Source organism: Bacillus sp. AFS040349 (assembly GCF_002577655.1).
Taxonomy (GTDB): Bacteria; Bacillota; Bacilli; order Bacillales; family Bacillaceae; genus Metabacillus.
In genome coordinates this window covers 1-24,118 of record NZ_NUMC01000156.1, presented here as the reverse complement: position 1 = coordinate 24,118, position 24,118 = coordinate 1, and the positions used below count along the sequence as shown (strand labels likewise).

At 35.2% G+C, this 24,118-nt stretch carries 21 protein-coding genes, 4 tRNA genes and 1 pseudogene; 25 read left to right on the top strand and 1 reads right to left on the bottom strand.

Annotated elements, in window-relative coordinates:
• The first annotated feature begins 169 nt into the window (after positions 1-169).
• The 23 genes from rpsF (at position 170) to COD11_RS24490 (ending at position 21,313) form a co-directional block, all read left to right on the top strand.
• Positions 170-457: a 30S ribosomal protein S6 gene (gene rpsF / locus COD11_RS24600; protein ID WP_098799528.1), complete on the top strand. Its 288-nt coding sequence runs from the start codon at positions 170-172 to the stop codon at positions 455-457.
• A 35-nt stretch (positions 458-492) separates the two neighbouring features.
• On the top strand, positions 493-1,017 hold the full coding sequence (gene ssb / locus COD11_RS24595) for a single-stranded DNA-binding protein (RefSeq protein ID WP_098799524.1): 525 nt from the start codon (positions 493-495) through the stop codon (positions 1,015-1,017).
• Between the two features lie 35 nt (positions 1,018-1,052).
• On the top strand, positions 1,053-1,292 hold the full coding sequence (gene rpsR, locus COD11_RS24590) for a 30S ribosomal protein S18 (protein ID WP_026561616.1): 240 nt from the start codon (positions 1,053-1,055) through the stop codon (positions 1,290-1,292).
• 299 nt (positions 1,293-1,591) lie between these two features.
• The gene (locus COD11_RS24585) at positions 1,592-2,527 is read left to right on the top strand and encodes a YybS family protein (protein ID WP_176551236.1); all 936 of its coding nucleotides are present in this window, start codon (positions 1,592-1,594) and stop codon (positions 2,525-2,527) included.
• A gap of 40 nt (positions 2,528-2,567) precedes the next feature.
• Complete coding sequence (locus COD11_RS24580) at positions 2,568-4,541, top strand: DHH family phosphoesterase (protein ID WP_098799522.1); 1,974 nt, start codon at positions 2,568-2,570, stop codon at positions 4,539-4,541.
• On the top strand, positions 4,538-4,984 hold the full coding sequence (gene rplI, locus COD11_RS24575; RefSeq protein ID WP_098799521.1) for a 50S ribosomal protein L9: 447 nt from the start codon (positions 4,538-4,540) through the stop codon (positions 4,982-4,984). Before COD11_RS24580 ends, rplI begins: the two co-directional genes overlap by 4 nt.
• A gap of 218 nt (positions 4,985-5,202) precedes the next feature.
• Positions 5,203-6,552 carry a replicative DNA helicase gene (gene dnaB / locus COD11_RS24570; RefSeq protein ID WP_098799527.1) on the top strand — a complete coding sequence of 450 codons (1,350 nt, stop codon included), beginning with the start codon at positions 5,203-5,205 and terminating at the stop codon, positions 6,550-6,552.
• A 276-nt stretch (positions 6,553-6,828) separates the two neighbouring features.
• Complete coding sequence (locus tag COD11_RS24565) at positions 6,829-8,115, top strand: adenylosuccinate synthase (RefSeq protein ID WP_098799520.1); 1,287 nt, start codon at positions 6,829-6,831, stop codon at positions 8,113-8,115.
• A 311-nt stretch (positions 8,116-8,426) separates the two neighbouring features.
• Positions 8,427-8,502 (top strand) — tRNA-Lys (locus tag COD11_RS24560).
• Positions 8,503-8,518: 16 nt separating this feature from the next.
• Positions 8,519-8,590 (top strand) — tRNA-Glu (locus COD11_RS24555).
• A gap of 31 nt (positions 8,591-8,621) precedes the next feature.
• A tRNA-Asp gene (locus COD11_RS24550) sits at positions 8,622-8,698 on the top strand.
• A 265-nt stretch (positions 8,699-8,963) separates the two neighbouring features.
• Positions 8,964-9,036: transfer RNA gene (locus tag COD11_RS24545), tRNA-Phe, on the top strand.
• Between the two features lie 548 nt (positions 9,037-9,584).
• On the top strand, positions 9,585-11,039 hold the full coding sequence (locus tag COD11_RS24540; protein WP_255301702.1) for a M23 family metallopeptidase: 1,455 nt from the start codon (positions 9,585-9,587) through the stop codon (positions 11,037-11,039).
• A 385-nt stretch (positions 11,040-11,424) separates the two neighbouring features.
• Positions 11,425-12,132 (top strand): response regulator YycF, encoded by a 708-nt coding sequence (yycF, locus tag COD11_RS24535; RefSeq protein WP_098799519.1) that lies wholly within the window; start codon positions 11,425-11,427, stop codon positions 12,130-12,132.
• Positions 12,133-12,136: 4 nt separating this feature from the next.
• Complete coding sequence (gene walK, locus COD11_RS24530; protein ID WP_098799518.1) at positions 12,137-13,957, top strand: cell wall metabolism sensor histidine kinase WalK; 1,821 nt, start codon at positions 12,137-12,139, stop codon at positions 13,955-13,957.
• Positions 13,954-15,297, top strand: a complete 1,344-nt coding sequence (locus tag COD11_RS24525) for a YycH family regulatory protein (RefSeq protein ID WP_098799517.1) — start codon at positions 13,954-13,956, stop codon at positions 15,295-15,297. The genes walK and COD11_RS24525 overlap by 4 nt, the downstream gene beginning before the upstream one ends.
• Complete coding sequence (locus COD11_RS24520) at positions 15,284-16,105, top strand: two-component system regulatory protein YycI (protein ID WP_176551235.1); 822 nt, start codon at positions 15,284-15,286, stop codon at positions 16,103-16,105. Before COD11_RS24525 ends, COD11_RS24520 begins: the two co-directional genes overlap by 14 nt.
• A 21-nt stretch (positions 16,106-16,126) precedes the next feature.
• The gene (locus COD11_RS24515; RefSeq protein WP_098799515.1) at positions 16,127-16,921 is read left to right on the top strand and encodes an MBL fold metallo-hydrolase; all 795 of its coding nucleotides are present in this window, start codon (positions 16,127-16,129) and stop codon (positions 16,919-16,921) included.
• Between the two features lie 163 nt (positions 16,922-17,084).
• On the top strand, positions 17,085-18,305 hold the full coding sequence (locus tag COD11_RS24510) for a S1C family serine protease (RefSeq protein WP_098799514.1): 1,221 nt from the start codon (positions 17,085-17,087) through the stop codon (positions 18,303-18,305).
• 106 nt (positions 18,306-18,411) lie between these two features.
• Positions 18,412-18,567 carry a CxxH/CxxC protein gene (locus COD11_RS24505; protein ID WP_176551234.1) on the top strand — a complete coding sequence of 52 codons (156 nt, stop codon included), beginning with the start codon at positions 18,412-18,414 and terminating at the stop codon, positions 18,565-18,567.
• An 81-nt stretch (positions 18,568-18,648) separates the two neighbouring features.
• Complete coding sequence (rlmH, locus tag COD11_RS24500; protein WP_098799513.1) at positions 18,649-19,128, top strand: 23S rRNA (pseudouridine(1915)-N(3))-methyltransferase RlmH; 480 nt, start codon at positions 18,649-18,651, stop codon at positions 19,126-19,128.
• Between the two features lie 211 nt (positions 19,129-19,339).
• On the top strand, positions 19,340-20,758 hold the full coding sequence (locus tag COD11_RS24495) for a polysaccharide deacetylase family protein (RefSeq protein WP_098799512.1): 1,419 nt from the start codon (positions 19,340-19,342) through the stop codon (positions 20,756-20,758).
• A 243-nt stretch (positions 20,759-21,001) separates the two neighbouring features.
• The gene (locus tag COD11_RS24490; RefSeq protein WP_098799511.1) at positions 21,002-21,313 is read left to right on the top strand and encodes a hypothetical protein; all 312 of its coding nucleotides are present in this window, start codon (positions 21,002-21,004) and stop codon (positions 21,311-21,313) included.
• A gap of 72 nt (positions 21,314-21,385) precedes the next feature.
• Here COD11_RS24490 and COD11_RS24485 read toward each other — a convergent pair whose 3' ends face one another.
• Entirely contained in the window at positions 21,386-22,522 is a 1,137-nt protein-coding gene (locus COD11_RS24485) for a hypothetical protein (protein ID WP_098799510.1), read from the bottom strand.
• Between the two features lie 35 nt (positions 22,523-22,557).
• On the opposite strand from COD11_RS24485, the gene COD11_RS24480 reads away from it, so the two are divergent.
• Entirely contained in the window at positions 22,558-23,736 is a 1,179-nt protein-coding gene (locus COD11_RS24480) for a DNA cytosine methyltransferase (protein WP_218012759.1), read from the top strand.
• A 122-nt stretch (positions 23,737-23,858) separates the two neighbouring features.
• Positions 23,859-24,110: pseudogene (locus tag COD11_RS24475) on the top strand (JAB domain-containing protein); the annotation flags it as partial.
• Positions 24,111-24,118 lie beyond the last annotated feature (8 nt).

The window sequence follows — 24,118 nt, the reverse complement described above, 5'->3', positions numbered from 1 at the left end:
CAGATTTTCAGTGGCCTCCTCTCTGTCGTGGGCTTTTTTAGGATTATGAGTTATTTGAACTTGCACTTTCACTAATTATTCGTTATAATACCTAATTGTGAGTAATTTATTTATTTAATTGCTCCTTGCCCATTTATGGGCCGTTTAGACCAAAAGGAGGTGTAAGATGATGAGAAAGTACGAAGTTATGTACATCATCCGCCCAAACATTGAAGATGAAGCTAAGAAAGCTTTAGTTGAGCGTTTCAATAACGTTTTATCTGAGAATGGTGCGGAAGTAACAGAAGCGAAAGAGTGGGGCAAACGTCGCCTAGCATACGAAATCAATGATTTCCGTGATGGCTACTACATGCTTCTTCAAGTTAACTCTGCAGCTGAAGCTGTTCAAGAATTCGATCGTTTAGCGAAAATCAGCGAAGATATCATTCGCCACATCGTTATTAAAAAAGAAGACTAATTAATAGATAAGATAGTCAAAAAAGGATGGTTCTGATGTTGAATCGAGTTGTATTAGTTGGAAGACTAACAAAAGATCCAGATTTGCGATACACACCAAGTGGAGTAGCTGTTGCTACCTTTACTCTTGCAGTAAACCGTACGTTTACAAACCAACAGGGTGAAAGAGAAGCTGATTTTCTTAACTGTGTGATTTGGCGTAAACAAGCCGAAAATGTTGCGAACTTCCTTAAAAAAGGTAGTCTTGCAGGAGTTGACGGTCGTTTACAGTCACGTAGCTATGAAGATCAAACTGGAAAACGAGTTTATGTAACAGAAGTTGTTGCAGAAAGTGTCCAATTCCTAGAGCCAAGAGGAGCAAGTGGCGGCGGTGCCGGTGGCGGTAACAATAACTACAACAACAATAACAACTTTGGTGGGTACCAAGAGAATTCTGGCAATCAAAATCCATTCGGTTCAGATCAAAATCAACGTAATCAAGGTCGTACAAGCTTTGATGACGATCCATTTGCAAATGATGGAAAACCTATTGATATATCTGACGATGATTTACCGTTTTAATAGATGAATTGTAAATAGAAGGGAGGAAATTGATCATGGCAGGCGGACGTAAAGGTGGACGTGCAAAACGTCGTAAGGTGTGTTTCTTCACATCAAATGGTATCACTCACATCGATTATAAAGATGTTGATTTACTAAAAAAATTCGTATCTGAGCGTGGTAAAATTTTACCACGTCGTGTAACAGGTACAAGCGCTAAATACCAACGTAAATTGACTGTAGCTATCAAAAGAGCTCGTCAAATGGCTTTATTACCATATGTTGCTGGTGAATAATAAAAGAAAAGCACAGAGATGGATTGTTTAATCCTTTCTGTGCTTTTTTCGTCATATTTATCTTTAAAAAGAACTTGTGAATACACCGCGATCAAGACTAAAATTTAGGTTAGAACTGTATGTACACGTTTTCTATACATAATACTGTAACACATTATATTTGAACAAACTGAACAGGTTTGTCTACCAGGAAAAGTGTAAGTTTGTGAAAAGAGCAATAAATTAACAAACGATATGAAATACTAAACAGAGCTAAATTCCTAGCTTAAAGGATGTTTTTTCTTAAAAGAGGTGAAGTTGTGAGGAAAACAAATGCTATAACAGAAGGGGCTGTTTTATTAGCACTTTTTATTGTGCTAATGCTTGTAGCAAAATATGCACCGATTATTGGGATACTTGCCCTTTTTGTTCTCCCTCTGCCATTTATTATTTTTACAATAAGGCATAGCTTATCCACTACGCTTATGCTCGTATTGGCAGGAAGTATCCTATCAGTTTTATTCGGATCTATTACTAATATTTTATTAGCACTTATGTTTGGCTTGAGCGGTATGGTGATGGGTTATTTTTATAAAAAGAAACAAACAATGGGTGTATTGGTCGGAGGTAGCTTAGCTTATACATTTAGTATTATTGTATCTTATATTGGGTCAATTGTTTTTCTAAATATAGACTTTATTCAAGACTCTATTGAACTGTTTAAAGACTCAATTCAGCAATCAAAAGCAATTTTGCAATCTTTTGATGCAAGTGGACAGATGAATCAGCAGTTTGAACAGCTTGAAGAAGGAATGGGCTATATTACGACATTAATACCGACTTTATTTGTTACAACAGGTATGGTTTTTGCTGTTATCACCCATCTCATTTCTGTCCCGATTTTAAAAAGACTTAGATTTGAGTTAGCACCTTTAAAACCCTTCCGTGAATGGAGATTACCGACAAGTATCATTTGGTACTATTTAATTAGCTCTATATTATTAATGGTAAATCTCGACCAAGACAGTTTTCTTTTTATGGCTGTTTTAAATCTTTATTTTATTTTGCAATTTTTTGTGCTAATGCAAGGATATTCCTTTGTGTTTTTCTATTCATATGTCAAGGGCTGGGCAAAAGCAATTCCTGTCGTCATTTTAATTGCTTCATTAATCATCCCAATATTCCTTTATCTTATTAGAATCTTAGGTATAATTGATTTAGGCTTTCCTCTCCGTAGGAAAATACAGAAAAAGTAAGATATTGTAATCACTGTTGCGAGGAGTTGATGAGAACAAAATGCCAAGTTTTTATGAAAAGCCATTCATCCGTTATCCCATTTATGCATTAATTGGCGTAACAGTGATAGCCGTACTTCTTCTATTTTTCTATAATTGGTTGATAGGAACCATCCTTCTTGCTTGTCTTGCAATTGCTTTTTATTTTATTAATAAAGCAATAAAAGACTTTAGAACAGAAATGAAAGAATATATTACAACTCTTTCATACCGATTGAAAAAAGTCGGTGAAGAGGCTTTAATGGAAATGCCAATTGGGATTTTGCTTTTCAATGATCAATATCAAATTGAGTGGACAAATCCTTTTATGACCTCCTGCTTTGATGAGGATACCCTTGTTGGCAGATCCCTATTTGATGTAGCTGATTCATTAGTTCCATTAATAAAACAGGAAGTAGAATCAGAGACGATTACATTACATGATCGAGAATTTAAGGTCATTATTAAACGTGATGAACGGCTATTGTATTTCTTCGATGTAACCGAACAAATTGAAATTGAAAAGCAATATGAAGATGAACGTACAGTTTTAGCATTTATTTTCTTAGATAATTATGATGAAGTTACCCAGGCGATGGATGACCAATCAAGAAGTGCCATTAACAGTGAGGTAACATCTCTCTTAAATAAATGGGCAAAGGATTATGGTGTTTTTCTTAAAAGAACTTCATCTGAAAGATTTATCGGAGTATTGAGTGAAGACATTTTAACCAAACTTGAAAAAACTAAGTTTTCAATCCTGGATGAAGTTCGTGAAAAAACAGCTATTCAAAACGTATCATTAACTTTAAGTATTGGAATAGGATCAGGTGTTTCTTCACTTCAGGAACTTGGCGATCTGGCGCAATCGAGCTTAGATTTAGCATTAGGACGTGGTGGAGATCAAGTGGCCATCAAACAGCCTAGTGGAAAAGTGAAGTTCTTCGGAGGAAAAACAAATCCGATGGAAAAGCGGACCAGAGTTCGTGCCCGTGTCATATCACATGCATTGAAAGAAATTGTGTCTGAAAGCGATAAGGTTATGATTATGGGACATAAGTATCCGGATATGGATGCAATTGGCTCAGCGGTCGGGATCCTTAAAGTTTGTCAGGTTAATGGAAAAGAAGGCTTTATTGTATTAGATCCGGAAGCAACTGATTCTGGAGTTGAACAGCTTTTAGCAGAGCTTAAATTACACCCTGAACTGTGGTCAAGATTTATCACACCAGAACAAGCACTCGAAATTATGACAGACGAAACACTGCTTATCGTTGTTGATACACATAAGCCATCATTAGTCATTGATGACCGATTGCTCATGAGAAGTGAGCATGTCATTGTTATTGATCATCATCGACGTGGAGAAGAATTTATTAAAGATCCCATTCTTGTTTATATGGAGCCCTATGCTTCGTCTACAGCAGAATTGGTGACCGAATTACTTGAATATCAGCCAAAGCATCTTAAAATGAATATAATTGAGGCTACCGCGCTTTTAGCAGGAATTATTGTTGATACAAAGAGTTTTACACTTCGAACAGGCTCACGTACATTTGATGCAGCTTCTTATTTAAGAGCAAAAGGAGCAGACACAGTTTTAGTACAAAAGTTTCTAAAAGAAGATATCAATAGCTATGTAAAGCGGGCTCAACTTATCCAGCATGCATTTATATTTAAAGATGGCATTGCCATTACTGTGGCAGATGAGCAGGAATTTTACGAGCAAGTGACAATTGCACAAGCAGCAGACACATTATTAACAATGAATGGAATTGAAGCATCATTTGTTATTGCGAAACGAAACCCTGAGTTTGTAAGCATAAGTGCCCGGTCACTTGGTGACATTAATGTTCAGATTATTATGGAAGCACTTGGTGGTGGTGGCCATTTAACAAATGCAGCAACACAGCTGGAGCATACAACATTACAAGAAGTCGAAAAACAGTTAAAATTAGCATTAGAAGACTATTTAGAGGGAGGAACCAAATCATGAAAGTAATCTTTTTAAAAGACGTTAAAGGTAAAGGGAAAAAAGGGGAAGTTAAGAATGTAGCAGACGGATATGCTCACAATTTCCTTATCAAACAAGGATTAGCTGTTGAAGCAACAAATTCAAGTATTAGCTCATTAAATGCTCAAAAGAAAAAACAGGAGCAAGAAGCTGTGGAAGAGCTAGAACAAATGAAGCAGCTAAAGGATGTTCTTGAAAAATTAACAGTTGAAATTCAAGCAAAATCTGGTGAAGGCGGCCGTTTATTTGGTTCAGTAACAAGCAAGCAAATTGCAGATGAACTGAAAAAATCACATAATATTAAAATTGATAAACGTAAGCTGGATTTACCTGATGGCATTCGCTCTTTAGGATTTACAAATGTACCTGCAAAGCTGCATCCGGAAGTAAATGCAACGATTAAAGTACAGGTTAAAGGACAATAAGTAAATTATGGAAAATGATGTGGTTTTGTGGAAAGAGAGAAATTTATCTTGAAGCTTAGCCACTTTTTTTTTACACTTAATAAAGTGTTAAACAGGCTTTTTCTAAAAAGAAACAAGCTAAGCAAATAAAACTTCCCAATTCTTTAGTATGGCACTTAGGTGTATAATAATAAATAGATTTATACTTTCATAATAAATGTAGAAGGACGGTGATCATCATTAACGAGGTACTTGGTGATCGTATACCACCACAAAATATAGAAGCAGAACAAGCTGTTTTAGGAGCTATATTTCTCCAACCATCATCTATTACTGTAACATCAGAATTATTAATCCCAGAAGATTTCTATCGAGCATCACACCAAAAAATTTACAATGCTATGTTAGACCTATCTGATAAAGGAGAGCCGGTTGATCTTGTAACAATCACTTCAGCGTTAGCAGATGTAAATTTACTAGAAGAAGTAGGAGGAGTTTCTTATCTTAGTGATTTAGCAAACTCAGTTCCAACTGCTGCAAACATTGAATATTACGCTAAAATCGTAGAAGAAAAATCAATCCTTAGAAGGTTAATTCGTACAGCTACAACCATCGCACAAGATGGATATAGTAGAGAAGATGAGGTTGAGGTTCTCCTAGGTGAGGCGGAAAAAACAATTATGGAAGTTGCACAGCGAAAAAATGCTGGTGCTTTCCAAAATATAAAAGATGTTCTTGTACAAACGTATGATAATATTGAAACATTACATGATCGTAAAGGTGATGTAACAGGAATTCCAACAGGATTTATTGAGTTAGATAAAATGACAGCTGGGTTTCAACGAAATGATTTAATCATCGTTGCGGCACGTCCATCTGTAGGTAAAACGGCATTTGCCTTAAATATTGCGCAAAACGTTGCAACCAAAACAGATGAAAATGTTGCGATTTTTAGTCTTGAGATGGGTGCGGATCAGCTGGTCATGAGGATGCTCTGTGCAGAGGGAAACATTGATGCACAAAGGCTAAGAACGGGTTCTTTAACACCAGAAGACTGGGGTAAACTAACTATGGCAATGGGTAGTTTATCAGACTCGGGAATCTATATCGATGACACTCCTGGTATTCGTGTCGGTGACATCCGTGCTAAGTGCCGTCGCCTAAAGCAAGAAAGTGGTCTAGGCATGGTTCTTATTGACTATCTTCAATTGATTCAAGGTAATGGTCGAACCGATAACCGTCAACAAGAGGTATCTGAAATCTCTCGTACACTTAAGGAACTAGCTCGTGAATTGAAAGTTCCTGTTATTGCACTTTCTCAGCTATCTCGTGGTGTTGAGCAAAGACAAGATAAGCGACCAATGATGTCTGATATTCGTGAATCAGGAAGTATTGAGCAGGATGCCGATATTGTTGCCTTCTTATACCGTGACGATTACTATGATAAGGAATCTGAAAACAAAAACATCATTGAAATTATTATTGCTAAGCAACGTAACGGTCCGGTTGGGACAGTTTCGTTAGCATTCGTAAAAGAATATAATAAGTTCGTCAATCTTGAACGGCGTTTTGATGACGGCGCCGCATAGAGGAAGAAGATCGTAGAAAATACGGTCTTCTTTTTTTATGTAAGAAAAAATGATTATAAGCAAAGTTTTTCTAGTAACATTATTCCTATTTAATTGGAAACAATAAAAATAAAAGTATGACTAAACAAAATTCTGCTCTTCTTTTATAAAATGTGATTAAATGACGAACAAATATTACGTATTTTTTATAAATGTTCGTATTTACATTGACTTTGTAAAATACGACTGTTAAAATAAACATGTTTGAATAGTGCGAAATTAGTGGAGGTGCACGGAATGTCTTCAGTAGTAGTTGTTGGAACTCAATGGGGAGATGAAGGTAAAGGAAAGATTACGGATTTCCTTTCTGAAAATGCAGAGGTGATCGCTCGTTATCAAGGTGGTAATAATGCTGGTCACACAATTAAATTTGGTGGAGAAACATATAAGCTACATCTAATTCCATCGGGGATTTTTTATAAAGATAAAATTTGTGTGATTGGAAACGGAATGGTTGTCGATCCAAAAGCACTTGTACAAGAACTTGCTTACTTACATGAGCGTGGAATCACAACAGATAACTTACGCATCAGCAACCGTGCACATGTTATTCTTCCATATCACTTGAAACTAGATGAGGTAGAGGAAGAGCGTAAAGGTGCAAATAAAATTGGTACAACGAAAAAAGGAATCGGACCTGCTTACATGGACAAAGCTGCACGTGTAGGAATTCGTATTTCTGATCTGCTTGAGCGTGATACGTTCGAAGAAAAATTATCTCGTGCGTTACAAGAAAAAAATCGTCTATTAGAAAAATTCTATGAAGTAGAAGGCTTCACAGTAGAAGAAATTCTTGATGAGTACTATGAATACGGACAACAAATTAAACAATATGTTGTTGATACTTCTGTTGTTTTAAATGATGCTTTAGATGAAGGACGCCGTGTACTTTTCGAAGGGGCACAAGGCGTTATGCTTGATATTGACCAAGGTACATACCCATTCGTAACATCTTCTAATCCAGTTGCTGGTGGTGTTACAATTGGTTCTGGTGTAGGTCCAACAAAAATTAACCACGTTGTTGGTGTATCAAAAGCTTACACAACTCGTGTAGGTGATGGCCCGTTTCCTACGGAATTACATGACGAAATTGGTAACCAAATTCGTGAGGTTGGTCGTGAATACGGAACGACAACTGGACGTCCACGTCGTGTAGGTTGGTTTGATAGTGTTGTTGTTCGTCATTCAAGAAGAGTAAGTGGATTAACAGATCTTTCTTTAAACTCAATTGACGTATTAACAGGCATCGAAACATTAAAAATCTGTGTTGCTTATAAGTACAAAGGGGAAACGATTAATGAATACCCAGCAAGCTTAAAAGTACTTGCAGAGTGTGAGCCAGTTTATGAAGAACTACCAGGTTGGACGGAAGATATTACTGGTGTACGTAATCTAAGTGAACTGCCAGCAAATGCAAGACACTACATTGAGCGCATTTCACAGCTTACAGGTATTCCATTATCCATTTTCTCAGTAGGACCAGATCGTTCACAAACAAACGTGATTCGTAGTGTATATAGCTAATGACTAATGAGAAGAGAAGAGATTATAACAATTTCTTCTCTTTTTAAATGCTATTATATGGGTTTGGAAAAATAAAAATAATTTTTTTGATAAATATATTGCTATATTATAAAAGTATGTGGTAAGATAGATCCTGTCCTGTTAAGAACAAATTGTTTTTAGAGAGCAATTAGCTCAGTTGGTAGAGCACGAATGAATAAGCTGCGAAGCGAAACATCAGCGCACAAATCGAGCTGCTCCTAGATTATCCTTACTGAGACTTGGGTGTCTGTTACAAGAGGTAAACATATTTATAATCATCACTATAAGATGAGCCATTAGCTCAGTTGGTAGAGCATCTGACTTTTAATCAGAGGGTCGAAGGTTCGAGTCCTTCATGGCTCACCATTGTTATTATGACAATGGCCCATTGGTCAAGCGGTTAAGACACCGCCCTTTCACGGCGGTAACACGGGTTCGAATCCCGTATGGGTCACTTTATCTTTTAATCTATTATATAGTTGTATGGTCCGGTAGTTCAGTTGGTTAGAATGCCTGCCTGTCACGCAGGAGGTCGCGGGTTCGAGTCCCGTCCGGACCGCCATACATATACAATAATGAAAGTAGAAATACTTTCTTTTTATATATACATATTAAAAGTGGACTCGGTAGCTCAGTTGGTAGAGCACGAACGAGTAAACTTTGCTGAATAAACTTCAGCGTACTCCTCGAGCTATATCTTGAATAATCATCCTGAGATGAGGACGATTACTAAGTACAAACCTGATATTCAACTCATCTAAAGTGAAGATAATAGGTTCGTTAACCTAGAAATAAAATCTTTACGAAAAGATGCAACCTAATTATACGGCTCGGTAGCTCAGTTGGTAGAGCAATGGACTGAAAATCCATGTGTCGGCGGTTCGATTCCGTCCCGAGCCACTTAAAAAAGCATGAATCATATTTGATTCATGCTTTTTATTTTTTCTAAGAAAGTTAGACAGTTACTAATCTAAAAATATGTTGAATGCAAGAATAATTGATGAAGTTACAAAATAACATCTATAGTTGTTTGATAAATTGAATAAGCTGCAAAAATAATAAAAAACTTGCAAATAAACTTAAAGTAGTTGCAAAAATCCTTTATTCTTGAGAGGTATTCAATGCCCGGATCCCGATTCTGTGAACTGATTAAGTTTAAATGATTGCAGGCTTGTAAAACAATCCTAATTGACGTCAAAAAAACTATATATAAGACGTATATTGTAAGGTGACTAGCATTCTATAGTAAATTTTACTCTATATTACGACTATATAACTAAATGATACATTAGTATTACAATTTCATGACTGAATCAAAAGTCATACTTTTTTGTGTTAGAGTAATATAGTGTATTATTACGTGAAAATTGCCGACATGATTTTGTCTGCTAGTTTCATTTGTAAGAGGCTTCCTGAGTTTCTTAGAAAAGATTTAGGAGGAAATTCCATTGTTTAAGCGCTTTAATAGTTTAGAAGAAAAGCATTTACATAACCCTGTTTCTTTTAGCAAGAAGATGACAATGGGAATTGCATTAGCTGCAACGATTACTTTCGGAACGCATAGTGTAAGTGCACAAGCTGAAAACTCATTATCTACCGTTTATCATGTTTATCTTGATGGTCAGTATATGGGGACAGTAGATAACCAAAATGTGATTGAACAAGTTGCTACGATAAAAATCAGTAATATAAAAGAAACATATAAAGATCTTAATTTAACAATTGAAGAGTTAGAGATTATACCAGAAAAAATGTTCAGACCGGTTTATGATAACAATGAAACAGTTCGTTCTTTAGAAAAAGACCTAGATGTTGTAGTGGAATCTATTGCACTAAAGATTAATGAAAAAGAAGTTGCCTATTTTAAAAGCAAAGAAGAGGCTGAGGCTGTTTTAAAGCAATATAAGCTTCAATATGTTTCTGAAGATGTATTAAAGGAAATAGAGGAGAGTATTGCTACTAATCAAGTACCAGCTACTCTTAAAGAAGGACAATCTAGGATAGTGGATGTAACCTTCTCAGAAGATGTTTTGCTCGAAACGAAAAAGGTATCTCCGGATAAAATCATTAGCTCTAAGCAAGGGTTAAACTTATTAGAAAAGGGATCTCGTGAAGATAAACAGTATGTGGTACAGGAAAATGATGTACTTGGAAATATTGCTGAGGCTCATGACTTAACTCTTGAAGAATTATTAAGTTTAAACCCCGGTCTTAAGGAAGACTCTGTTATTCAATCTAGTGATTTGCTTAACGTAACCGTATTAAAGCCATATGTTACAGTAAATATAAAAGAAGAATCATTCATAAAAGAGACTATTGCATTTGAAACTGAAATAAGCGAAGATGCGAATTTGCCTAAAGGGGAAGATGAAGTATCTCAAAAGGGTCAGAATGGTGAAAAATTAGTAAACTATGTTACTTATAAACAAAATGGCACTGAAGTAAAACGTGAAACGGTAAAGGAAGAAGTAGTAAAGGAACCTGTCAAAGAAATCATTATAAAAGGTACGAAGGTAATTCCATCAAGAGGTAGTGGTGATCTGGCTTGGCCGGCAGTTGGAGGATATATCTCTAGCGGTCTAGGGCAGCGCTGGGGTAAACTACATAAAGGAATTGATATAGCAAGACCTAGTGATCGTACAATAAAGGCTGCAGATAATGGTACGGTGATTTCTGCTGGATCTGATGGTGGGTATGGAAATAAGGTTGTTATTGACCATAACAACGGTATAACAACACTTTATGCTCATTTAGATTCAATTTCTGTCTCAGTTGGTCAGGTTGTCTCTCAGGGACAAAAAATCGGTATAATGGGAACAACAGGGAATTCTACAGGAGTTCATCTGCATTTTGAAGTTTATGAAAATGGTAACTTGAAAAATCCTGTTGATTACTTAAAATAATGAAAGAGGGGTCTGACACAAATTTGGAGGTCAGTCCTTTTTTTCGTTCTATTACTCTTTACCACTTGAAAAGAAAATCTAAACTTTTATTTATACTATCAGAAAGTATAAAATTTTAAGGATGATCGTATAAGAAAAGTTAAGGCTTTCGACATTAGGGCTTGGCGATAAGCCGAGTTTTTCTAATGAAAATGTTCATAAAGACCCTGAAAAAGATGAATCTCTTCTTTGAAAGTGGTACATTAAACATAAGCATGAACTTGTCATACTAGAACGATGCTAAAGTTTTTTTGACGTGATCATAGTGTAGTTTGGGAAGAAAGACAACACTAAAATAACTTCACAAAAAGCAAGTTAGCAGAGCCAAAATTAAAGGGGCGAGAATATGGAAAAAAAGATATTAGTTGTTGATGATGAAAAACCAATTGCAGATATATTACAGTTTAATTTAAAAAAAGAAGGATACACAGTCTACTGTGCCTATGATGGCAACCAGGCCTTAGAAATGGTAGAGGAAATTAATCCGGATCTTCTTTTGCTAGATATTATGCTTCCTAACAAAGATGGAATGGAAGTGTGCCGTGAAGTTAGAAAGAAATATGAAATGCCGATTATTATGTTAACAGCAAAGGATTCAGAAATAGATAAAGTACTTGGGCTTGAATTGGGTGCTGATGATTATGTAACCAAGCCCTTTAGTACACGAGAATTACTAGCACGTGTAAAAGCCAACCTTCGACGACAACAGGCGAATGATACAGCTGAAACAAAAGGATCTAATAACGAAATTTCAATTGGATCACTAGTTATTCATCCTGATGCTTATGTGGTTTCAAAACGTGGAGAAACAATTGAACTTACACATCGTGAATTTGAGCTTCTTCACTATCTAGCTCAACATATTGGTCAAGTGATGACCAGAGAACACTTGCTACAAACAGTTTGGGGCTATGATTATTTTGGCGATGTCAGAACAGTTGATGTAACAGTTCGACGTTTACGTGAAAAAATTGAAGATAACCCAAGTCACCCTACATGGATTGTAACTAGACGTGGAGTAGGCTACTATCTAAAACAATCAGAACAGGAATAATCATATGAAAAGGGTTAGGTTCTTTCAATCCATTCATTTTAAGTTTGTTACGGTATATGTGCTACTTATTATGATGGCAATGCAGATTATCGGAATTTATTTTGTTAAGGAATTGGAATCCTCTTTAAAAGCAAATTTTGAGGCTTCCTTAACAAATCGCGTTAGCTTACTAGTTTATAATATTGAACAAGAAATGTCTCGAGATCCTAAGGAATATTCTGATGGAAAGACATTAACGAGTGAGATTACTACGATTTTAGATGACTTTCTTACAGAGGAAATTATTGAAGTACGTGTAATAGATATGAGTAAAACAGTCATTGCAACATCTGATATTAATAAAGATATAGTCGGGAAGAAAACAACGGAAGAAACTGTTCACCGTGCCTTATTAGGTCTGGATTACAGCGGTGTGTTTATTTATGAAAACACAGGTCGTGTGCGTGTTATGACCGTTCCTGTTAATCAAAATAACCAAACAATCGGTGCTGTGTATGTAATGGCATCAATGGAAGAAGTTTTTTCTCAGATGAGAATTATCAATAAAATCTTAGCTACTGGAACCATTCTTTCATTGGCAATTACTGCTGCTTTAGGGATATTCCTAGCAAGAACAATCACTAGGCCAATGACAGATATGAGGAAGCAGGCCATTGAGCTAGCAAATGGTAACTTCTCACGAAAGGTTAGAGTATATGGTGAAGATGAAATTGGTCAGTTGGCTATCACCTTCAATTATTTAACGGAAAAACTTGAAGATGCACAGGCTATGACAGAGGGAGAACGTAAGAAGCTTGCATCTGTTATTGCCCATATGACTGATGGGGTTATTGCAACAAATCGTGAAGGAAAAGTTATTCTTATTAACAATCCAGCAATAGACATGCTGAATGTTTCACGTGGAACGGTGAATAACACAGATATCACAGAGCTATTAGGAATAAGTGAAGAATATACATTTGAAAGTTTATTAGAAGAACAAGAATCACTTATTCTTGAATCGGGTACGAATGAACATCCATTTATCATTCGTGTTAGTTTTTCAGTAATACAAAAAGAACGAGGGAAAAATGAGGGACTTATTGCTGTTCTTTATGACATTACAGAGCAGGAAAAAATAGAGCAAGAACGCAGAGAGTTTGTTGCTAATGTATCACATGAGTTACGGACACCATTAACAACGATGAGGAGCTATTTAGAAGCATTAGCGGACGGTGCTTGGAAGGATGATGAACTTGCACCACAATTCCTGAATGTTACACAAACAGAAACAGAACGAATGATTCGATTAGTAAACGACTTACTTCAATTATCAAAGCTTGATCGTACTGATTATAAGCTAAACAAAGATTGGATCAATTTTACTGACTTTTTTCAAAAGATCATTGATCGGTTTGAAATGACGAAATCGCAGCATGTAGCATTTTTTAGAAATATACCAAACGATCCCCTTTATGTAGATATTGACACAGATAAAATCACCCAAGTGCTGGATAACATTATTTCTAATGCACTTAAATATTCACCAGAGGGTGGAAAGGTTATTTTTACAGTGGATGTATTACCTGCTGAGTTGCAAATTCGGATAAAAGATGAAGGGGTAGGAATACCTCAAGAAAGTGTAAATAAAATCTTTGATCGCTTTTATCGAGTGGATAAGGCCCGAACTCGTAAACTAGGTGGAACAGGTTTAGGACTAGCCATTGCGAAAGAAATGGTCCAAGCACATGGAGGAGATATTTGGGCTCAAAGTAGGGAAGGAGCGGGAACAACTGTATTCTTTACCTTACCATATGACCCTGAACAAGAGGATGAGTGGGAATGAATAAAGAATCTATAAAAAGCGCCACTTTAACCGTACTGGTGATCATTAGTCTGTTTTTTACTTGGAATATGTGGAACCTTCAGCCCTCATATGAAGAGTTTCAAAATAATTCATTCTTTGAAAGTGTTCCAATTGGCCCTGAGAGGAGAACTCCTTATCAAGTAATTAGGCCAAGACAATTATATATTCATACGCCTGAAGCTCACTTTAGTACATTGGATGATCAGTATTTAGAAGCTCTTTGGACTGAAATGCAGGACTGGAATTATAGTTTAGGAAACAACAAGAACATTGCTCAAACATATACAGAGGAAAATTTTAATAATTGGATTCATAGTAAAGCAGAGGCTAAAATAGAACTTAGGTTCCTCGACGGAATACCGTTGGAGACGATGAAATCGATGTTTGAATGGGATACAGATACAAATGACTCCATTAATTTTGATCGTATTTATTTAAATGTACCTAATGAAAAAGAAGCTCAAAAGGTTTACTTTGTGTCAACGGAAAATCTCAAAATTGTTGAAACCTCTGTTAATTTACCCGATGCAAATCAGTTTGTTTCAACTATTTATAATAAAAAAAGTGAGTTTACTTCTTACTTTGCCTTTGAGACAGATGTAGGAAATGAAATAATGCTTCCTGAAAATAAAATAGAACTGGATAATTATCAGTATTTAACAGATGAAATAGGGGATGAAAGATTTAAGGATGCTTTATTTAGCAATCCTCGGCTTGTTAAGCAGGATGTGAATTTTTCAAGTAATCGGTACACTGATAGTAAAAGAGAACTAAACATTTTTCCAAATGAGCACTTGGTAAGATTTGTGAATCCAACACTAACTGAATCAAGTGTATTGGAGGAGTATCTTCTATTAGAACAGAGTATTAATTATTTAAATGATCATGGTGGATGGACAGATGATTATCTTTTATTTAATATAGATAAGTCCAATCAGCAAATTCGATATGTTATGTCGATCGGTTCAATTCCGGTCTTAACATCAACAGAGGAATATTTTGGTCCAACTATGATTTCGCAGCGCTGGGGACAAAGTGAAATTGCTATTTATGAACGTCCTTCATACCAGCTAATGACGCAGATATCAAGCAGCAATCCTATTAGTCTGATATCAGGTAAAGAGGTAGCTGAAATTCTGAAAGCTGATCAATCAATTGATAAATCAAAGATTGAAAATATTTATATTGCATACGAGTTAGGTGGCTCTACAGATCAAAAATATGTAAAACTAACACCTTCATGGTGCATTGAGATGAAAGATGGCACACTAATGAAACTAAATGCGAATCAAGGGAGGGATAAAGGTGGATTGGAGTAAAACGAAAACCATTTTTATCCTTGCATTTCTAATCTTAGATATCTATTTAGCAATTGAGTTCTTTGAACTAAGAGATAAATCGGATTATGCAGTTATGCAAGAAGCAACCTTGGAGGAAAAGCTAGCAGCTGAGGATATTAAGTATGGTGACTTACCTGAAGATATCGGCAAGGGCTTCTATATAACGGCAAAAAGTAAGGATTTCACCCTTGAAGAAGTTAGTAAACTTAATGATAAAGAACAATCATTAGTTGTAACAAATACAAATATTGAAGAAGAATCCTTTCGTTCATTAAAAATGAAGCTAACCAAACCATTTCCATTGCCTGATGTTAATTTAGAAAGTAAAGTGAATCAATTTTTAAAAGAAAATGTTATTTCAGGTGAACTTTATCATTATTGGTATACAGATGAGGAATCTAATTCTATAATATGTATTCAGAAATATAAAGACCGAAATATATTTCAATCAAAGCTAGATCATATTGGTATGGTGATTCTTCAATTAGATGAGGATAATCAAATTTATGGCTATGAGCAATCAATGCTTGAGGGAATTAAGGAAGTAGAGGAGCAAGAATCAACGATTACAGCCTTAAAGGCAATCGAGGCTCTATATAATAAAAACTATCTTCCAGAGAATAGTCAAATTGTTAACATGCAATATGGCTATTACACACATATTCCACTTTCGAATCAACAAATTTTAGCGCCAACTTGGCATATTATCATAGAAACAAAAGATAAAGAGAGACAAGATTTTTATGTGAATGCCTTAGAGGGTGATGTTTTACAGTTAACAGATTAGGGAAAAGAGGAGTGACATAATATGAGCTTGCAGTTTAGTGTGCTAGCAAGCGGAAGTACGGGGAATGCCATTTATGTGGAGGCAGAAGATCAAGCATTTTTAGTTGATGCCGGCTTAAGTGGTAAACAGATGGCTAATTTATTTGACCAAATTGGACGAGATATTCAAAAGCTTTCAGGAATTTTGGTCACACATGAACATAGTGATCATATAAAAGGACTAGGAGTTTTAGCAAGAAAGCATAAACTACCTATCTATGCGAACGAAAAAACCTGGCAGGCTATGAATGGATTAGTTGGTGAAATTGCAACAGAGCAAAAGTTTGTTTTTTCTACAGGATCTGTTAAATCCTTCGGTGCGTTAGATATAGAATCATTTGGAGTCTCACATGATGCAGCAGAGCCTATGTTCTTCGTGTTTCATCATCAAGGAAAAAAATTGGCTCTTATTACAGACACAGGCTATGTGAGTGATAGAATGAAAGGCACGATAAAAAATGCAGATGCCTTTGTATTTGAAAGCAATCATGATGTTTCTATGCTTCAAATGGGACACTATCCATGGAGTATCAAACGCCGTATCTTAAGTGATGTTGGACATGTTTCAAATGAAGATGCAGCAATTGCGATGATGGATGTGATTGGAGATTCAACAAAACGAATTTATTTGGCACATCTTAGTAAGGATAATAACATGAAGGATTTAGCCAGAATGTCTGTTGAACAAACACTTGCCAGCAAAGGGTTTATAACAGGTGAAAGATTTGAATTATATGATACAGACCCATCAACCCCGACTTCGCTTGTAGCTATTTAAAGTTAGTAAGAAATGGTGTTTTCTACAGTAGAGGGTTAACAGGTTATTTAATAAAACGAAATAACAGAAAATCGTCATCATCTTGGTTAATTTTCATTGTATAAGAGAATAATGTTGATTAGGTAAACACTATTCATAGCATGTGAAAGGAATGGTGAACATAATGGGCTATTATGATCAAGATTATGAAAATTATGATGCGAAAAGGCAAAAGGGAAACCGTGGAGGCTGGTTTTTAGCTGGACTTGTAGGGGCTGTTTTAGGAGGCCTTCTAGTGTTCTTTGCTTTGCCAGCATTAACAAATTTTATGCCTTATGAAATGAACCTTGGCGAAGAAGGTACAGATCAACAAGGAGAAACAGTTGAAGATACTGGACCGATTAAAAATGTATCAGTTGATGTAAACTCAGCAATTACTGGTATCGTTGATGAGGTATCAGATGCTGTAGTTGGTGTTGTTAATCTGCAGGAAGCCGGGTTTTGGAGTGAAACCGGTGAAGCGGGTACTGGCTCAGGAGTCATTTATAAAAAAGAAGGAAAAAATGCTTTTGTCGTAACGAATCACCATGTTATTGAGGGAGCATCACAAGTAGAAATCAGCTTAAGTGACGGGACAAGAGTTCCTGCTGAAATACTAGGCAGTGATGTGTTAACAGATCTTGCTGTTTTAAGAGTTGATGCTGATAAAATTACGAAGGTAGCTCAATTTGGTGATTCAGATGCAGTAAAACCAGGTGAACCTGTTATTGCAATTGGTAATCCACTTGGCTTGCAATTTTCTGGTTCGGTTACACAAGGAATTATTTCAGGAACAGAAAGAGCAATTCCTATTGATGAGAACGGTGATGGACAAGTAGATTGGAATGCTGAAGTATTACAAACAGATGCTGCAATTAACCCTGGTAACAGTGGTGGAGCACTTATTAATTTAGACGGTAAGGTTATTGGAATTAATTCAATGAAAATAGCTCAAGCAGCTGTTGAGGGAATTGGATTATCAATTCCTGCTAACCATGCAATACCGATTATTGAAGACTTAGAAAAGTATAGTGAAGTAAGACGTCCTTACATGGGAATCGGCATGAGATCTTTAAATGAAGTTTCATCTTATCATAAGGAACAAACATTAAAGCTACCACAAGATATCAACAATGGTGTTATTGTCATGAGTGTTGTCCCAGTCTCACCAGCAGCACAAGCAGGATTACAAGAATTTGATGTGATTACACAGTTTGCAGGTGAAAATATAAAGGATATCATTGACTTAAGGAAAATCCTTTATAATCAAGAAGTTGGCGATACCATTGAGTTAACATTTTATCGAAATGGTGAGAAGATGTCTGGTAAAATGAAATTAGGAGAAGAAGACATGTTAGGGGGCTGATTTCAGCTCTCTTTTTTTGACTAAAAAGACCTGTGGAAAACTAAGATTTGTGATTTAGGTTAAAATAAAAATAGAATATCCACATGTGGATAAGGAGGAAGAGATAATGTATTGCTGTGAAGACCATATTGAATTAGCAATAGATATGTATGTAGATGAAAAAGAAATAGCACCAGAAATAGAAAAAATTGAGCAAGGTGGAAAGTTATCCACAACATGCCAACTTTGTGAAAAGCAGGCTGTATATATAGTTGGAGAGTAATTTTGTTGACAAATGTGGATAAAAATCCATATTTGTGGATAACTTCTGTGGATAATGAAAGTTTCGAAATGGGGAAAAGATATGAACATCTCAATCATTACAATTGGTAAGTTAAAAGAAAAATACCTAAAGCAAGGAATCGATGAATATTTAAAACGATTATCATCATATGCAAAAATCGAGATCATTGAACTAGCAGATGAAAAAGCTCCAGAAAATCTAAGCGAAATAGAAATGGAGCAAGTAAAAGAAAAAGAGGGAGAAAGAATTCTAAGCAAAATTAGCGACGACACACACGTGATCGCACTAGCCATCGAAGGAAAAATGAAATCCTCAGAGCAACTAGCAAAAGACTTAGATCAGCTCGCTACATATGGAAAGAGTAAGGTCGCATTTGTTATTGGAGGTTCATTGGGGTTGAGTAATACTGTGATGAAGAGGGCGAATGATAGCCTTTCATTTTCAAAAATGACGTTTCCGCATCAGTTGATGAGGTTGATTTTGGTAGAGCAGGTTTATCGGGCGTTTCGGATTAATAGGGGGGAACCGTATCACAAATAGTGGTAAAACAAAGGGTATATGTAATAATAAATAAGGAGTGGTTAGATTTAATTTAGGAATTAATCTATCTCATTGATAGTTAACGATTTGCTTACCACATGTTGTACGACCAAATGAATTGTTATCTTTATCAATAGTGCCATTCATTGTAAATGGGTGATTTTAGGCATATAATAAGTTAACATCAAGTAAATCAACTAGGAGTAGTTTTATGACACCAACAAAATCAACTATTTATATTCTCATTATCTTTGGTATTTTAGGCGTTATTCTATTATCCTATTTTCTTTTAAAGGGTGATGATGACCTTTTAAATAAAAATAACGAAAGTAGCAAGGAAACGGACCACTCTGTGTATCCCGGTGTTGATATTATTACCGAAATAACAGATGAAATGACACACAATATAGCCATTCATTACCCGAAATTTTATGATCAAACTTTGAATAAAAAAATTAGTGAGTATGTAATGAAATCCGAAAAGGAATTTATAAGCGAGGTAAAGAAAAACACGGAATTTCTTAAGGAATATCCTGCCACATTGTATATTTTTTTTGATATCCATCGAATTGCTAAAGATACTTATTCCATTGTCTTCAATAAGGAAAGTTTTGTTTCCGGAGCAAATGGGATTCAAAGTTCAAAAGTGTTTCTAGTAGATATTAATAACAATAACTTTATACAACAAACAGAAATATTAATTGACAATGAGCAGAATAGGAATAAAATTTACCATTTATTACTTAATGAGTTTGAACAATCAGAGGAATATAGTTTATATTTTTTTAAGGATCAATTAAAGAAGTGGGTTGAAGATGAGAACAATAAATTTCAAAATATGTTTCTCACCAATAAGTCTGTTGTCTTTAAATTTGATAAATACGTAGTTACAGCAGGTGCTGCAGGTTCACCAGAAATCTCCATACCACTTAATAAAATGAGAGATTTAATAACAGATGAGTGGAAAAAAAGAATGGACCTTGAGGACAATGAAGTACCGGAACTACCGGAAAAGCCGGAACCGAGTGATGAAAATGATTTAGATAAAGATTCGGATAAGGACACTCCAGCAAGTGGTAAGCACGTTGCTCTAACGTTCGATGATGGACCACACCCTACTAATACATTAGAGATTCTCCAACTACTAGATGAGTATAATGCTAAAGCCACCTTTTTTATGCTAGGAAACAGGGTTGATTTCTATCCTGATATTGCCAAAATGATTGCAGAAAAAGGTCATGAATTAGGGAATCATACGTGGAGTCACAAGAATTTAACTTCCCTTGGACTAGAAGAAATTAAAGAGGAAGTCCAAGCAACGAATGAGGTAATACAAAATGCAACTGGGAAACAACCTACTGTTTTCCGGCCTCCATATGGCGCCTTTAATGATCTAGTACGGGAGGCAATCGGCATACCTCCGGCTTTATGGACAATTGACACATTGGATTGGAAATCACACGATCCTAATGAGGTTTTAAGCATAGTTAAGGAGAACGTCAAAGATGGATCTGTAATTTTAATGCACGATATTCATAAATCGACTGTCGAAGCAGTAGAATTGGTATTGAAATTTTTAGATGAAGAAGGGTATGAATTTGTGACAGTTTCTGAAATAAATTTACATTAGAAATACTTACTACCTATAATTGGTGAACCGTATCATAAGTAAATGAGGTTTTTATTGAAGAGTGGTCTTTTAAGATTACTCTTTTTGTATTTAAAAAACAAAAAAAGAACGAATGTTCGTTTTGTATATTGACCATTAGTAAATTATGAATTAAACTTATAATAACATCAATATAAGTCAATATAACTTTAAATGAATTGTATTGGAGGGAGAACTATTTATAAGTATACTGATGAAGAATTTATGGAGAAGGTCAACGATAAAATTGGAAATGTTCGTCTTTTTAAAAAGCATTTAAGAAAACTAGGCTTAATAGGAAACCGACAACAGTTTTCTGAAGAACACGCAAGAATTTTTGAGGAAATTAGGGAATATAAGGAAACTTACCATGCTACTTGGGAAATGGCTTTTAAGGAAGGTTTAAAAAATACTCAAAGACAAAAAATCAATGATATTTCGTTAAGTATGATTGTGTCTGAAACCATACCAAGTAACAACGAGGAAATACTTATCGAAATATTAAAAACTCTAAAACGCATTGAAGCAAAACTTTAATAATTATAGAAAAGATTGCCTCAAAAATTTAATTAAACCTTTGAGACAACCTCTATTCAATGTTTAAATTGATTATTCTTCTTTACGAAAGTAGAACTTTCTTAGGTCAATATTAATATCTGTTTTTTTATCAGTTTCTACACTTTGAATTTCCATTAAAGGCTTAAAATGAGTAATTATTTTCTCGTAGTTAGTTTCTAAATCGATATTTTTGTCAATTTGAATATTGGGATTGTCGTTAAATGATTCATCCCAAATAGAAAAACAATCCTCTTCAAAATTATCATATGGTGGATTTAGCAATAATTCCATAATTGTGGGGGTGAGCGTGTAAAATGTCATAAGAATCCTTGGATATTTAATTTCTTTTTCAAGAATAACAGTTTTTCCACCAGCAGAGAAGCAATCTCTTAATGAAGTACCATATACAAAGTGTTCCGATATCATATGAGATGCTACCCTTGTATAGTTTGCTTGTTTTCCGAACAGGTCCTTTGGATAAAGTATAAATGACTCAGCTAAAATCCTTCGTTGTTGTGGAATACTTAGAGTTGAGAATAAAATAGGCTCAACATTTACTATGTCTTCGTTTGATATTTTTGGTAAATACCATTTATCTGACGACCCTTTTTCTATTGTTTTACTGAAATATTCCCGTAATAAGTCATTTTTCTCGTGGTTACTTTTGATACGAAACTCTGCGTAAGTGCCAGTAGTACCAAATAACTTAGAAAGGTTACTTTTAGAGTTAGCCATGTTAATAGAAAATCTAGGAGAATGAGTAACTTCAATTCTATCAACACTTAAGCCGTAGGGAGCAAACTTAACTTCTAAAGAAGATAATTCTTCTTTTGGTTTAGGCTTCCTTCCAAAAAAAACGTAAATTTCCTTATAAGCCTTTTCGTCCTGTTCCTTATTAGATAGACTTTCAAAGACACTATTACCTTTTGATTTCCAATTTCCAGAAGCAGAGAATTTTATTTCAACACCGTATATGCTATCATTGGTAAAGGTGACTTTTAAATCGGGAAATGAATGAGAGCCGTTATGTTCTACATTCTTGATACCTAATTCTGGATTCGATGTTATTAATTCATTGAATTTAGTTAAGATGGTTTTCTCGAAATCATCACCACTTAGAACAGTTTGAAACAATTCGTTATCTTGGTGTATTTTTTCTGATAATATTTTTAGCGCTTCTTCTATCATTAAAAAGCCCCCTTGAATAGTTTGTGGATATAGGAATGATTTTACAATTATACAATACAAACGTCGGAGGTGACTATATGAGTTTTGAAACATATTATGAAGATAAACCACTTGAAGTGGATGTCCATAAGTTAAAATTAGAAAATGAACGTAAAATAAATGTTGTATCTCTTTTTAGTGGTTGTGGAGGGATGGACCTGGGATTTCGAGGAGATTTTGAATTTTTAGGTCAAAAATATGAAAAAAACCCTTTTAATATTATTTTTTCTAATGATATATTCTCGGCAGCCATGAAGGTTTATGAGCATAATTTTAAACATAAGGGTGTTGAAGAAGATATATCGGAAATGGACTTAAGTTGTGTTCCAAAAGCTGATATAGTAATTGGAGGATTTCCTTGTCAAGATTTTAGTCTAGCTGGTAAAAGAAAAGGTTTGATGACTGAACGAGGTAGACTTTATGAACACATGATTAGAGTTATTAAACACTGTGATGCAAAAATGTTTGTTGCAGAAAATGTTGATGGAATAAGAACAAATAAGACCAATAAAAATATAAATTTATCAGCATTAGATAAAATTTTAAGAGATTTTGAAAATAATGGTTATGTAGTTCAATATAAGGTGTTAAATGCCGCTGACTACGGTGTACCACAAATAAGAAAAAGAGTAATTATTTTTGGTGTGAAAAAGGAAATTTACAATAGTATTTATTATCCATTAGCTACCCATGATGAACATGGAGAGTTTGGAAGAAAAGCTTGGAAAACTTCAAAAGACGCTATTGATGACCTATGGGATAAAATAGATTCCCCTGCTATATTTAATCACACAAGTAAGGACTATTCGAAGGCTAAGTTTTATCCAGGGAAAAAAATGCAAGGTAATAATCGTATATATATGGACAGACCTTCATGCACCATTCGAGCGGAACATCATGGTAATATAGAAGCTCATTATAGAACATTAATACCACATGATGAGGCAAATATGGAAGGTTGGAGAAGACTTTCTGTCAGAGAGTGTGCGAGGCTTCAATCCTTCCCAGATGATTTCAATTTCATTGTCTCAGCTTCTAGTGCTTATAAAATGATTGGAAATGCTGTACCACCTGTAATGGGGTGGCATGTTGCAAGAGCGGCATTTTATACATTATCAATGAGTAAACAGGACTATCAGGTAGAACTGGAATTAGAGGCAGCAATTAATAAATAATCATATTGCGTAACAAAATGACCATGTAAATATATATTATTTTCCTGATTATATAAAGGGCAATGTACGGTGATGCAAAACTAAACTGTACATTGCCTTTTAATTTTTAGGGGGAATATACAATGAGTAAATCCGCAAAACGAGTTAATATTGTATCGCTTAAACTAGTTAAGGAAGCAAGCATAATGTACAAAGAACGGTCAGTGAGGTCACCAGAGGACGGCTATCATCTTATGAAATTGTTTCTTGAAGATAAGGACCGAGAGCATTTTATTGTAGCCTCACTGGATACTAAGAACCAACCAGTATCAATCAATGTCTGTCATATCGGAAGTTTGAACGCTAGTATAGTACACCCAAGAGAGGTTGTGCGCCCATAAGG